This is a genomic window from Paractinoplanes rhizophilus (genome assembly GCF_042664765.1).
In the GTDB taxonomy this organism is placed as follows: domain Bacteria; phylum Actinomycetota; class Actinomycetes; order Mycobacteriales; family Micromonosporaceae; genus Actinoplanes; species Actinoplanes rhizophilus.
On sequence record NZ_JBHTBJ010000027.1, the window covers coordinates 75762 to 88765 of the forward strand.

The window sequence follows — 13004 nt, forward strand, 5'->3', positions numbered from 1 at the left end:
CGCCGATGTCGCGGATCAAGGAGTTCACCCTGCCCGACCTCGGCGAGGGCCTGACCGAGGGAGAGATCCTCTCCTGGCTGGTCAAGGTGGGCGACACCATCGAGCTCAACCAGCCGATCGTCGAGGTCGAGACGGCGAAGGCCGCGGTGGAGATCCCGGCGAAGTGGGCCGGCGTCGTCACCAAGATCTTCCACGAGGCGGGCACGACGGTCGAGGTGGGCGCGCCCATCGTCGCGATCGACACCCAGCCCGGCTCAGGTGACCTGCCCGAGCCGTCGGCCGAGTCGCTCGCTGCCGTCGAGGTCGCGCCGGCCGAGGGCATGGTCGAGCCCGGCCTGATCGGTGGTCCGGCTCCGGGCGGACGCACGGCCGTCCTGGTGGGTTACGGCCCGCGAAACACAACAGCAAAACGCAGACCCCGATCGGGTACGCCTTCGGCACCGTCGACAACCGCAAGCAACGGCAGCACCCCGCCTCCGGCGGCTGTCGCGCCCGTGCCGGTCCCCGCGGAGCAGCCCTCGAACGTCCCCGCGGGCCCGGTCCTCGCCAAGCCCCCGGTTCGCAAACTGGCCCGGGATCTGGGCGTCGACCTGGCCTCGCTCGTGGGGACCGGGCCGATGGGCTCGGTGACGCGGGACGACGTGCACAAGGCCGTGGCGCCTGCCCCGGCGGCCACCGCCGCTCCTTTTGACGCTTCTCGCGAGCAGCGGATCCCGATCAAGGGCGTCCGCAAGCTGACCGCGGAGAACATGGTCGCCTCGGCCTTCACCGCGCCGCACGTCACCGAGTTCCTCACGGTCGACGTCACCCGCACGATGAAGGCGCTCGAGAAGATCAAGGCGAGCCGCGACTTCCGCGACGTGCGGATCTCGCCGCTGCTGCTGGTGGCCAAGGCCGTGCTGCTCGCGGTCAAGCGCCACCCGATGGTCAACTCGAGTTGGTCGGGCGAGACCGGCGAGATCGTGGTGAAGGAGTACGTGAACCTCGGCATCGCCGCGGCGACCGAGCGGGGTCTCATCGTGCCCAACATCAAGGACGCCGGACGTCTCACGTTGCGGGAGCTGGCCGAGGCGCTGAACACCCTCGTCCAAGTGGCGAAATCGGGCAAGACGCCGCCGGCCGACATGGCGGGCGGCACGCTTTCGATCACCAACGTCGGCGTGTTCGGGGTCGACACCGGCACCCCGATCCTGCCGCCGGGCGAGTCGGCCATCCTGGCGTTCGGCGCGGTCAAGCCCACCCCGTGGGTGCACAACGGCAAGATCAAGATCCGCCAGGTGACCACGCTGGGCCTCTCGTTCGACCACCGGATCATCGATGGCGAGCTGGGCTCGAAGTTCCTGCGGGACGTCGGCGAGTTCCTGACCGACCCGGAGGCGGCGCTGCTCTCGTGGACGTAGGCGCGCGCTTCATTGACGTGGCACACCAGAGAAACCTAGGCAACTGATTATCTCGACCTTCGATCGTTAGGCACGTGCTCACGATCACCCCCGGAATCGTTGGCAACTCTGTTCGAGACGAGTCAGAATGGTCTTGTCTCGAACAGAGCAGCGAAACGTTTGGCCTCACGAGGGCCGAGGGGGAAGTGACCAGCACCATGAGCAGCATCGTCGACCGCGTCCGTGAGCGTCGGATGATCAACCGCGAGAACCGTGCCATCGACCGCGCGTGGAAGTCCGCGCCGACCCAGGCCATGCGCGACGAGATCGCCATCTTCGCCCAGCGCAAGACCTTCTGATCCGGCACAGCCGGGTCTTCTGATTCAGCCCAGCCGAGAGCCCGTCCGGAGTCATCCGGGCGGGCTCTTTGCCGTCCGATCGGCCCACCGTCGGCCCCGAAATCCGGCCGGAAGCGACCTTCAAGTCTGCCTTAAAGATCAGCTGGCCGTCCCCTTCCGGGCGTACACCGGGATTCCTCACGCCGCCCCGGCCCGGTACGGTTGGGCACGGTTCCCACGCCGGCTCGGCCGGTCGGCACGGGGGCTGGGGCCTTCGAGGCGCGCCCGCGCCGGCGGGTCCCGCACGGCCTGGCCTCAGAGCTGGGCACGGCGCCGGTGCGATTCGCCGGTGAGTCGCGTCCGTGCAAAGCTGGCACGGCCGCAATGACGAGGAGGCGCTCATGACGTCCGAGGGGCAGTACGCCGGTACGCAACCGGCCGAGGCCAATTCGGGCGGTTCAACGTCGGACGACTTCCCGCCGGACACTGACGGCCGCCGAGCCGCCGGCCGGGTCACCGCTCCGCCGCCCACCGACGGTTTCCCCAGCTCGTACGCACCGCCGCCGCCGGCCACGCCGAACGGCGGCTCGCCGTTCGTGGTCCCGGCCGTCCGCACCTTCGGCTCCGGCTCCGACGCGGCCCGGCCCGCCACCGCGAGCGGCACCTCCTACGGTTCGGCCCGCATCCCCGCCCCCGAGGGAGACAACTCGTTGCCGCAGCGGGGCGCCGCCTCGCCGTACGGCTCGGTGTCCCCCGGCGCGGCCGCATCCTCCTACGGCGCCGCGACACCGTCCGCCGCCTCAGCCCCCTTCCCGCCGCCGGCGTCGTCCTCGTTCCCGCCGCCGGCTTCGTCGTCGGTTCCGCCACCCGCGTCGTCGTCCTCCTTCCCGCCGCCCGCGTCGTCGTCCTCGTTCCCGCCACCCGCGGATTCGTCGCCGTTCCCGCCGCCCGCCGGGTCCTCGCCGCTGCCGCCGCCCGCGGCTTCGTCGTCGCTCCCGCCGCCCGCCGCCGCGCCTTTCGATCGGTCCCCGGCCGAGGGCTCGCCGTTCGGCCAGCCGTCGGCGCCGTCGGGTTCCTCGTTCGTGCCGGCCTCCGGAAACGCCCCCGAGCCGCCGCGCTCGGCGTGGGCCCCGCAGCAGGCCGACAGCGACAACGCCCCACCCCTGCCGCAGCGCACCCCCGCCCCGGTCGACCCCGGCACGATCGGCGAGTTCGACGGCTTCGCGGCCGGCGCTCCCGGCCGCGGCACGCTCCCCGAGCAGCCCGCCGCCCCCGACGCCGACCGGGCCACCGGCCGGCCGCCCGGCATTTCCGCCTTCGGCGACCAGCGCGTCCGCGTGCCCGGCGCCACCCTCGGCGACCTTCCCGACGCCCCCGCGTCCGCGCGCACCCCGAGCGGCGGCCTCCCCATGCGCGGCAGCGCCACCCCCGCCGCTTCCGGCCCCGCGTCCTCCGGCCCCGCATCGTCCGGCCTGGATGGCTTCGGCCCCGCATCATCCGGCCGCGCCTCCTCCGCCCTGGACGGCTTCGGCCCCGCATCGTCCGGCCGCGCCTCCTCCGGCCTGGACGGCTTCGGTTCCGCATCATCCAGCCCCGCATCGTCGGGCCCCGGATCCGCTGGCCCCGCATCTTCGGGCTCTGCCGCTTCCGGCCCGGCGGCCCCGGGCGGCGCCACGTTCCCGACCCGCCGGGGCGAGAGCGGCGGCTTCCCGCTGCGCGGCGCCGCCACGATCCCGTCGTCCGCGTCGGCCGAGCCCCCGGCGGAACCGCCGGCCGCCCAGCCGGCCGCGCCCGGCACCGACCTGCCGATCCGCAGCAGGCAGAGCCCGTTCGGCCCGCCCCCCGGCGCCGGCCAGCCCGACGGTTCGTTCAGCGCGTTCGGCCCCCCGCCCACGGCCTCCGCCGACGAGCCCAACCCATACGGCCGCCCCACCCCCGGCGACCAGCCGGCTGAGGCACCTTCCTACGGCTCGGCCCGGCCCACCTCCCTCGACCAGCCTTCCTACGGCGCCACCAGCCCGTCCGCCGACGACCGGCCGTATGGCTCCGCCCGCCCGGCCGGGCCCGCCGACGACCAGCCCTTCGGTTCCGCCCGCCCGGGCTCCCCCGCCGACGACCAGCCCTACGGCTCCGCCCGCCCGGACTCCCCCGCCGCCGGCACCTACGGCTCGGCCAGGCCCGCCCCGTTCGGCGACACGGAGTCCGCACAGGCACCCCGCGCCTCCGAGCCCGACTCGGGCGCCTTCGGCTCCGCACAGCCCTCGGCCGCCTTCGGCGACGAGACCTCGCCCTACGGCGCCCGCTCGGCATCCCCGTTCGGCGAGCGCCCCTCCTCGGACGAGCCCGCCGCCTTCGGTGAACGCTCCGACGACCGATCTGCCTCACCGTTCGGCGAGCGCCCCGCCTCCGGATCTCCCACGGCCTTCGGCGACCGGCCGTTCGGCGAGCGCCCCGCCTCCGCCGCCCCCACGGCCTTCGGCGACCGGCCCTTTGGCGAGCGCCCCGACGACCGACCGGCCTCGCCGTTCGGCGAGCGTCCCGGCGACCGGTCGGCCTCGCCCTTCGGTGAACGCCCCGACGACCGACCGGCCTCGCCGTTCGGCGAGCGTCCCGGCGACCGGTCGGCCTCGCCCTTCGGCGAACGCCCCGACGACCGGTCGGCCTCACCGTTCGGCGAGCGCCCCGCCTCCTGCGCCCCCTCGGCTTCCGGCGCTCCCACGGCCTTCGGTGAACAGCCGTACTCGGCCAACGGCGGCGCGCCCTCCGACGACGGCCAGGACGACCACTCGCTCTACCGCCGCCCCGACGCCCCGGCCGACGCCGACGGTGGCCCTGACCCTGGCCCTGGCCCTGGCCCTGGCCCTGGCAGCGACCGTGGCCGCGGCAGCGGCGGCTACCCCCAGCGCGTTCCCGGCGCCGCACTCGGCGCGGCCGGCGGCGCACCCGTCGTGGCCGAGAGCCGCAACAGCTCGGTCCCGGCCCCGCGCGACCCCGCCGAGCACCAGGGCGCGATGGGCTCGGCCCGGCCGGTCACCGCGAGCGCCTCGGTGCCCTCGGCCAGCCGGGTGGCGCCCGTCGATCCCGCCGAGCTTCCGCCGCCGGCCGCCGCGCCGCAGGCCCGCGTCTACGGCCGTCCCGCCGCCCCGGCCGAAGGCGAGGACGACCAACCGTCCGGCGACGTGGCCGAGTCCCCGGCTCCCGGCGGGTTCGGCTCACCGGCGTACCCGCAAGAATCGGGTGACCACAACGGATCCGGCGGCGAGCCGGGCGGCCCTGGCATCGCCCCGCAGTCGCCGGCCCGCGCCACCGCCCGGGCCTCGGCGAGCGCCCGCGTCTCCCCGCCCGCGCCCGCCTCGCCGGCGAATCCGCCGTTCGGCGACTTCACCAACCCCGGTTCGCCGGCCGGTCCGCCCGAGCAGCCGCCGTTCGGCGGCGCCGAGCAGCCGCGCAACCTGCCGCCGTTCGGCGACTTCACCAACCCGGCGCAGCAACAGCCGGTGAACGACTTCACTACTCCCGGCGGCCCGCAACAGCCTTTCAACGACTTCACCAACCCGGGTGCCCCGCCGCAGCCGTTCGGCGACTTCGCCAAGCCGGCCGCGCCGCAGCAGCCGCCGCCGCAGTTCGGCGACTTCGGCAACCCGCCGCCGAACCCCTACGCGCCCGACCAGTACGGCGAGCTCACCACCGACATCGCGGGCCGGGAGAACCCCTACTCCCCGCCGCAGTTCCCGCCGCCCGGCGCCGGCTCGCCCGAAATCTCGGACGCGATCAGCCGGGCCACGGTGACGCCGCCCCGACCGGACGACACCACCAACTGGCCGGGCCCCGCCGAGCAGGGCCGTTTCGACCAGTTCAAGCCGGACGCCGCGGCCCCGGCCAAGCCGGAGACACCGCGGGTCCGGATGTTCCCGATCCTGATCGCGGTCGTCATCGGCGCGGTGCTGCTGCTCGGGGTCGCGCTGGGCGTGGTCTACCTGGTCGCCGGCGACAAGAGCAAGGCGATCAGCGTGAGCGCCGGCGAATGCGTGAAGCGCGACGGCGACGCCGCGGTGAAGGCCGACTGCGGCGACGCTCAGTCGTTCCAAGTCGTGTCGATCGTCAGCGACGTCTCCAAGTGCGAGGACCCGAAGCAGCCGTACGTGGTGAACCCGACCGACAACGGCAACCAGGTGCTCTGCCTCAAGCCGCACGGCTGATGTCATCCTGACCACCATCGCGCCGCCCCGGGCATCGGGTGCGGCACGATGGTGCGATGACTGCACGCGTACGGGCGCCGGAGCTGCGCGGCCACGGCTGGCTGAACACCGGTGGCAAGGACCTCACCCTCGCCGACCTGCGTGGCAAGGTCGTACTGCTCGACTTCTGGACCTACGGCTGCATCAACTGCCTGCACGTCCTCGACGAGCTGCGCCCGGTGGAGCAGAAGTACGGCGACGCCCTGGTCATCATCGGTGTGCACTCGCCCAAATTCGTGCATGAGCAGAACCACGAGGCGCTGGCCGCCGCGGTCGAGCGGTACGGCGTGCACCACCCGGTCATCGACGACGCCGACATGCACCTCTGGCAGCAGTACGCGGCGAAGGCCTGGCCCACGCTCGCGGTGATCGACCCGACCGGCTATCTGGTCGCCTCGATGGCCGGCGAGGGTCACGCCGAGGGCCTGTCCCGCCTGATCGACGAGCTGATCGCGAAGCACTCCGCGGACGGCACGCTGCACCGCGGCGACGGCCCGTACGTCCCGCCCGCCCCCGCCGACACCCTGCTGCGCTTCCCCGGCAAGGCGATCGAGCTGCCCGGCGGCAACCTGCTGGTCTCCGATTCGGCGCGCCATTCGGTCGTCGAGCTGACCCCCGACGGCGAGACGCTGGTGCGCCGCTACGGCACCGGTGAGGGCGGCGCCCCGTTCAGCGAGCCGCAGGGCCTGCTCCTGCTGCCGCCCTCGGTCCGCGATCGGGTCGGCTATGACGTCGTGGTCGCCGACACGGTCAATCATCAGCTACGCGGCCTCCGGCTGGACTCCGGTGAGGTCACCCTGGTGGCCGGCTCCGGCAAGCCCTGGCGCTCCGCGGTCGAGGGCACGCAGCCGGCGCTCGAGGCCGACCTGTCCTCTCCCTGGGACGTGGCCTGGTACGACGACAAGGTCATCGTCGCGATGGCCGGCATCCACGAGCTGTGGTGGTTCGAGCCGGCGGCCGGCACGGTCGGCGTCTACGCCGGCACCACCGTCGAGTCGCTGCGCGACGGCCCGATTCCGGACGTGTGGATGGCGCAGCCGTCCGGCCTGTCGGTGGGCGGCGACCGCCTGTGGATCGCCGACAGCGAGACCTCGGCGCTGCGTTACATCGAGGCCGGCGTGCTGCACACCGCCGTGGGCCAGGGTTTGTTCGACTTCGGCCACGTCGACGGCCCCGCCGAGCAGGCCCTGTTCCAGCACCCGCTGGGTGTCGCCGCCCTGCCCGACGGCTCGGTGCTGGTCGCCGACACGTACAACGGCGCCGTCCGCCGCTACGACCCGGCCACCGACGCCGTGTCCACCGTGGACTCCGGCCTTGCCGAGCCCAGCGACATCCTGGTCACCTCCACGGGCGAGGTCTTCGTGGTGGAGTCGGGCGGCCACCGCTTGATCCACCTCGCTCCCGGCATCGTCAAGACCGTCACCGGCGAGCGCCACCAGACCGAGCGCCCACCGTCCGTGATCGGCGCCGGCCCGCTGACCCTCGACATCGTCTTCACCCCCGCGCCCGGCCAGAAGCTCGACACCCAGTTCGGCCCGTCGACCCGGCTGGAGGTGTCGGCCGCGCCGCCGGAGCTCCTGCTCGAGGGCGCCGGCGTGACCACCGACCTGTCCCGCCCACTGGTGATCAACCCGGCGGTCGGGAAGGGCGTCCTGCAGGTGATCGCCCAGGCCGCGACGTGCGACGTCGACGAGGAGTTCCCGGCTTGCCACCTGACCCGGCAGGACTGGGGAGTGCCGGTCGTGGTCACCCCCGGCGGCCCGTCCCGCCTACCGCTGATCCTGCGCGGCATGGACGAGCCGGCATAAACCCCATTAGCTGAACGGCGCGACGGCCAGCTCGGCGCCCAGCAGGCCGGCCCGCACGCTGCCGGCCAGACGCACCGCGCCGGGCGTGTCACCGTGCAGGCAGATCGACTCGACCGGGCAGGGGATCACGTCGCCGTCGGCGGTGTCGACGACGCCCTCGACGGCCATCCGCACCGCCCGCGCCGCCACGGCCTCCGGATCCTGGATCAGCGCACCCGGCGCCGACCGGGGCACGAGCGTGCCGTCGGCCCGGTAGCCGCGGTCGGCGAACCCTTCGCCGACCACCGTCAGGCCCGCCGCGCCGGCCAGGCGGGCGAGCACCGAGCCGGGCTGGCACAGCACCGGCAGCGTCTCGTCGTAGGCGCGCACGGCCGCCACCACCGCCGACGCCTGGCCTTCGTCGACCGCCGCGGTGTTGTAGAGCGCACCGTGCGGCTTCACGTAGCTGACCTTGCCCCCCGCCACCCGGCAGAACGCCTCCAACGCCCCGATCTGGTACAGGATGTCGTCGCGGAGCTCGTCGAGGTCGTACTCGATCCGCCGCCGGCCGAAGCCCGCCAGGTCGCGGTAGCCCACCTGGGCCCCGATCGCCACGTCGCGCGAAACCGCCGCCCGGCAGATCCGATGCATGGTGGCCGGGTCGCCCGCGTGGAAGCCGCACGCCACGTTCGCCGAGGTCACAATGTCGAGCAGCGCCTCGTCGTCGCCGAGGGACCAGCGGCCGAAGCCCTCGCCGAGGTCCGCGTTCAGATCAATCGATCGCACGGAACCGCACCGTAGTCCCCGGCCGCGCCTGAGCCAGCGGAGTCACGTCCGCCACCACCCCGATGACCGGATATCCGCCCGTGGTCGGATGATCGGCCAGAAAGATCAGTGGCTGCCCGTCCGCCGGCACCTGCACCGCGCCCAGCACGATCCCTTCCGGGGGCAATTCGCCGGCCCGGGTGCGGGTCAGGGCGCTGCCGGCCAGCCGGCAGCCGACGCGGTTGCTGACCGGAGAGATTGTGTACGCCGACGCGAAGAGCTCACCGCTCACGAACCAGTCATCCCGCGGCCCGAGCCGCACGCCCAGCACCAGCTCGCCGCCGCCCGGGCCCGCCGCCCCTGTGGACAGCCCGGAAAACTTGTCAGACCCCGCTGCTTCACTGGGCGAAGACCACGCAAGGTCAAGCGTCATGCCGTTGGCGAGCCTCGGCGGCCCCAGGCCCGACAGCGTGTCGGTCGATCGGCTGCCCAGCACCGGCTCGACGCCGACGCCGCCGCCCACCGCCACGTACGAGCGCACGCCACGCGTGGCCCGCCCGACGTCGAGCACCGCCCCGGCCGCGACCTCGATGACCGTCGTGGTGGGGACCGGCTGCTTGTCGACCCGCACCACCGCCTCGGCGCCCGCGACGGCGACCCGGGCCGCGACCTCGAACCGCAGCGCGCAGCCCAGCAACGTCGTCTCCAGCACCGCCGCCCCGATCGGGTTGCCCACCATCGCGTTGGCCCACCGCATCGCCGGAAGGTCAAGCGCCCCCGACCGCGGCACCCCCAGATGGGCGTAGCCGATCCGTCCCAGGTCCTGCACGGTGGTCAACGGGCCCGCCCGCTGCACCGTGATCATGTCGGCACCAGTCGCACGCGCGTCCCCGGCGTGAGCAGGGCCGGGTGCTCACGGCGTACGTCGAAAAGCTCTTGATCTGTGTGACCCACCAGCCGCCACCCGCCCGGCGAGGGCGCCGGATAGATCCCGAGATAGCTGTCGGCGAGGGCGACCGACCCCGCCGGAACGCGAGATCGCGGTGCGGCGAGCCGAGGCACCGACCATTCCTCCGGAAGTCCGCGCAGGTACGCGAAACCCGGCGCGAACCCGCAAAAAGCCACGCGGAACGACGTCTGCGTCAATCGCTGCGCCACCGCCGCGACCGGCACACCCCATCGCGACGCGACATCGGCGACATCCGCGCCGTCGAACGTGGTCGGGATGTCGATCAGCGGCCCGGCCGTTGCGGGCAAAGGCGGCGGCGGAGCAAGCGCGGCCAGCGTCGCGGCGGAGAATCTCACACCATCGAGCAGGATCGTTGCCGCGCCCGGCACGATTTCGTCGAACCGCAGCTCACCGGCCTCCCGACGACGCCAGAGGTCGGCCCGCCAGGCCTCGACCTCGGCACCGTCGCGGCATTCGATCAGCAGCGCGCTGCCGCCGACGGGCCTTACTCTCATGAGCATCATCTTGCCTGACGCACCGTGGTGAGCGACTTCACTACCGGTCGGTAACTTACGGTGCCGTAACCTAGGAGGCGTGACGATTTCCGCCCCGTTCCGGATGAAGCCGACCGACCTCGGCAAACCGCGGCTACGCGGTCGCCTTCATCAGTACGCGTTCTTCGTCGCTCTCGTCGGCGGCATCGTGCTCTGCTCGATCGCGCTCAGCCGCCCGGGCATCGCGGCCTTTCTGAGCTGCCTCGTCTACAGCGCCACCGTGTGCGGCCTCTTCGGGATCAGCGCGCTCTACCACCGGCGGGTGTGGAGCGAGCGCGGCTACCAGATCATGCGCCGCATGGATCACTCGATGATCTTCATCTTCATCGCGGGCACCTACACGCCCTTCTGCGTCGAGCTGCTCTCGCCCGGCAAGGCCGCGCTGATGCTGGGGCTGATCTGGGGCGGCGCGCTCGGCGGCGTGGCGCTCAAGGTGATCTGGCCGCATCTGCCGCGATGGGCCGGCGCCCCGCTGTACGTGGCGCTGGGCTGGGCCGCGATCGCCATCCTGCCCGACGTGCTGCACCGCGGCGGCGTGGCCTGCCTGGTGCTGCTGGTCCTGGGCGGCGTGATCTACACGGTCGGGGCGGTCTTCTACGCAATGCGCCGGCCGAACCCCTGGCCGAACGTCTTCGGACACCACGAGTTCTTCCACGCCTGCACCCTGGTGGCGGCGATCTGCCACCACATAGCCGTGTATTTCGCTCTTTACGCCTGAGCGGCGTCGTAGGCAGTCCGGGCGGCCTGCACATCGTCGATGTGTGCCTCGGCCCACTTCTCGAGGCCCTCGACCAGGCCGTACAGGCTCTGCCCAAGCGAAGTGAGCGCATAGTCCACCCGCGGCGGGACGACCGGATGAACCGTACGCGTGATCAGCCCGTCCCTCTCCAGCCCGCGCAACGTCTGGGTGAGCATCTTGGGGCTGACGCCCTGGATGCGCCGGGCCAGCTCGGTGTACCGATGCGTGCCGTCGGCGAGCATCACCACGACCAGCACGCTCCAGGTGTCGCCGATCCGGTTGAGGATCTGCCGGCTGGGGCAATCGGCGGCATAGGCATCGGGCAGCATGCCGTCAGTATCCCGCCGGTAAGTACTGCACTTCAAGGTGCCTACTATCTTCTGGGAAGTGATGGTTGAGCTGCCCTGTTGGCTTCTTCTGACAGCCTCAGGTAAGGAGAAACCATGACCATCGTCGTCACCGGCGCCACCGGGCACCTCGGCCGCCTCGCCATCGAGTCCCTGCTGGCCAAGGGCGTGCCCGCGAGCGAGATCGTCGGCCTCGGCCGCCAGGTCGACAAGATCGCCGACCTCGGGATCACCGTGAAGCAGGTCGCCTACGAGGACGTCGACGCGCTCACCGACGCCTTCCGCGGCGCCGACAAGGTGCTGTTCATCTCGGGCAGCGAGGTCGGCCGGCGCATCCAGCAGCACACCAACGTGGTCACCGCGGCCAAGAACGCCGGCGTGGGCCTGGTCGTCTACACCAGCGCGCCCAAGGCCGACACCACCGACATGAAGCTGGCCGCCGAGCACCTGTTCACCGAGCGGTTGCTGGCCGACTCGGGCCTGCCGCACACGATCCTGCGCAACAGCTGGTACATCGAGAACTACAACGTCCAGCAGGCGCTGGAGCACGGCCTGTTCGGCGCGGCCGGCCGCGGCCGGATCGCCGCGTCGCCGCGGGCGGATTACGCCGAGGCCGCGGCGTCCGCCCTGGTGGGCGAGGGGCATGCGGGCAAGGTGTACGAGTTGGGCGGCGAGTCGTTCACGATGGACGAGCTGGCCGCCGAGATCTCCCGGCTGTCCGGCAAGACGGTCACCTACACCGACCTGCCCGAAGAGAAGTACGCGGAGCTGCTGGTCGGAGTGGGTCTGCCGCCGGCCGCCGCCGAGATCCTCGCGGACTCGGACCGTGCCGCCTCGCGGGGCGCCCTCGACGTGCCGCGCACCGATCTGGAGACGCTGCTGGGCCGTCCGGTCACGCCGCTCGCCGACTCGATCCGTGCCCAGCTCTCCTGAAATCCCAAAGGACCGTGGAAACGCGCGACGCCGACCCGGCCGCCAGGGGGATGGGCGGTGGGTCGGCGCCGCGGTTCGGGGGGATCAGTAGCCAGGGGGCGGAGGCGGGGGCGCGTCGTCGCGGCGCGTCTCGCGGTACTCGGCCGAGTATCCGGGACCGGCGACCGGCGTCTGGCTCTGTCGCGTCACCACGGTCCGGCGACGGCTGTTCCAGAACCACAGCGTGACGATCAACCCGATCAGGCCGGCGGCCATCAGGATCCATCCAATGACGTTGATGTCGAGTCCGCTGATGTCCGCGTTGACGGCGAACGCCAGAATCGCCCCCACCGCCAGCAGGAAGATACTTCCGCCGATGCCCATTGCCGGGCCTCCTTGATCCGTACCGGGGTCAATGCCTCGGTCAGGGGGTTACCCACGCGGCCGGATCCGTAATCAGGCAAGCTGGTGCCATGACCGTTCGGACGCTCGTGCTTCTCCGCCACGCCAAGGCCGAGACCCCCGGCGACGACCCCGATTTCGACCGGCGGCTCACCACCCGCGGCGAGAACGACGCGGACGCGGCCGGCGCCTGGCTGGCCGACGAGCGCATCCACCCCGACCTGGTCTTCTGCTCGCCGGCGAAGCGCACCCGGCAGACCTGGCAGGGCGTCTCGATCGCGCTGGCCCAGGCGGGCAGGGGCGGCGTCACGCCCGAGGTGCGCTACGAGAAGAGCCTGTACGCGGGCGGCCGCACCGAGGTGTTCGATCTGCTCCGCACCGTCCCCGACACCGTCCACACGGTGCTGGTGGTCGGGCACAACCCGACCGTGTCCGAAGTGTCCATCCTGCTGGTCCCGGACGCCGAGTGGGACGGGCAGGAGGTCGAGCTGCGCACCGCGAGCCTGGCGGTGCACCGCGCGCAGGGGCCGTGGGCGCAGACCGAACCGGGTTCGATGTCCCTGGTCGAGCGCCACACGGCCCGCGGCTGAGCGG

The 13004-nt window shown here is 72.6% G+C and carries 12 protein-coding genes; 7 read left to right on the top strand and 5 right to left on the bottom strand.

The features are described 5' to 3' along the window. Positions 1-5: 5 nt before the first annotated feature. The 4 genes from ACFQS1_RS28570 (at position 6) to ACFQS1_RS28585 (ending at position 7763) form a co-directional block, all read left to right on the top strand. Entirely contained in the window at positions 6-1400 is a 1395-nt protein-coding gene (locus tag ACFQS1_RS28570; RefSeq protein WP_378974207.1) for a dihydrolipoamide acetyltransferase family protein, read from the top strand. A gap of 74 nt (positions 1401-1474) precedes the next feature. After that, complete coding sequence (locus ACFQS1_RS28575; RefSeq protein ID WP_378974210.1) at positions 1475-1738, top strand: hypothetical protein; 264 nt, start codon at positions 1475-1477, stop codon at positions 1736-1738. Positions 1739-2118: 380 nt separating this feature from the next. Next, positions 2119-5916 carry an LppU/SCO3897 family protein gene (locus ACFQS1_RS28580; RefSeq protein ID WP_378974212.1) on the top strand — a complete coding sequence of 1266 codons (3798 nt, stop codon included), beginning with the start codon at positions 2119-2121 and terminating at the stop codon, positions 5914-5916. 56 nt (positions 5917-5972) lie between these two features. Continuing rightward, a complete protein-coding gene (locus ACFQS1_RS28585; protein ID WP_378974214.1) occupies positions 5973-7763 on the top strand; it encodes an NHL domain-containing thioredoxin family protein in 1791 nt (596 codons plus the stop codon). A 6-nt stretch (positions 7764-7769) separates the two neighbouring features. On the opposite strand, the gene ACFQS1_RS28590 is transcribed toward ACFQS1_RS28585, so the two are convergent. From ACFQS1_RS28590 to ACFQS1_RS28600, 3 genes are read right to left on the bottom strand one after another with little or no spacing between them, the layout of a single operon-like run. Continuing rightward, positions 7770-8519, bottom strand: coding sequence for a LamB/YcsF family protein (locus ACFQS1_RS28590; RefSeq protein WP_378974294.1), 750 nt, complete (start codon positions 8517-8519; stop codon positions 7770-7772). Continuing rightward, entirely contained in the window at positions 8515-9372 is an 858-nt protein-coding gene (locus ACFQS1_RS28595; RefSeq protein WP_378974216.1) for a 5-oxoprolinase subunit C family protein, read from the bottom strand. Before ACFQS1_RS28595 ends, ACFQS1_RS28590 begins: the two co-directional genes overlap by 5 nt. After that, positions 9369-9971 carry a 5-oxoprolinase subunit B family protein gene (locus ACFQS1_RS28600; RefSeq protein ID WP_378974296.1) on the bottom strand — a complete coding sequence of 201 codons (603 nt, stop codon included), beginning with the start codon at positions 9969-9971 and terminating at the stop codon, positions 9369-9371. Before ACFQS1_RS28600 ends, ACFQS1_RS28595 begins: the two co-directional genes overlap by 4 nt. Before the next feature lie 79 nt (positions 9972-10050). On the opposite strand from ACFQS1_RS28600, the gene trhA reads away from it, so the two are divergent. Further along, entirely contained in the window at positions 10051-10728 is a 678-nt protein-coding gene (gene trhA, locus ACFQS1_RS28605) for a PAQR family membrane homeostasis protein TrhA (RefSeq protein ID WP_378974218.1), read from the top strand. Here the strand turns inward: trhA and ACFQS1_RS28610 are convergent. Next, on the bottom strand, positions 10719-11078 hold the full coding sequence (locus tag ACFQS1_RS28610; RefSeq protein ID WP_378974220.1) for a winged helix-turn-helix transcriptional regulator: 360 nt from the start codon (positions 11076-11078) through the stop codon (positions 10719-10721). The two genes, trhA and ACFQS1_RS28610, sit on opposite strands and share 10 nt — an antisense overlap. Before the next feature lie 114 nt (positions 11079-11192). Here ACFQS1_RS28610 and ACFQS1_RS28615 point away from each other — a divergent pair, with 114 nt between their 5' ends. Further along, a complete protein-coding gene (locus ACFQS1_RS28615) occupies positions 11193-12029 on the top strand; it encodes an SDR family oxidoreductase (RefSeq protein WP_378974222.1) in 837 nt (278 codons plus the stop codon). 84 nt (positions 12030-12113) lie between these two features. Here the strand turns inward: ACFQS1_RS28615 and ACFQS1_RS28620 are convergent, their stop codons facing one another. Continuing rightward, positions 12114-12392: a DUF6458 family protein gene (locus ACFQS1_RS28620; RefSeq protein ID WP_378974224.1), complete on the bottom strand. Its 279-nt coding sequence runs from the start codon at positions 12390-12392 to the stop codon at positions 12114-12116. An 89-nt stretch (positions 12393-12481) separates the two neighbouring features. Between ACFQS1_RS28620 and ACFQS1_RS28625 the strand changes: the two genes are divergently transcribed. Next, positions 12482-13000 (top strand): SixA phosphatase family protein, encoded by a 519-nt coding sequence (locus ACFQS1_RS28625; RefSeq protein ID WP_378974227.1) that lies wholly within the window; start codon positions 12482-12484, stop codon positions 12998-13000. Positions 13001-13004: the final 4 nt, after the last annotated feature.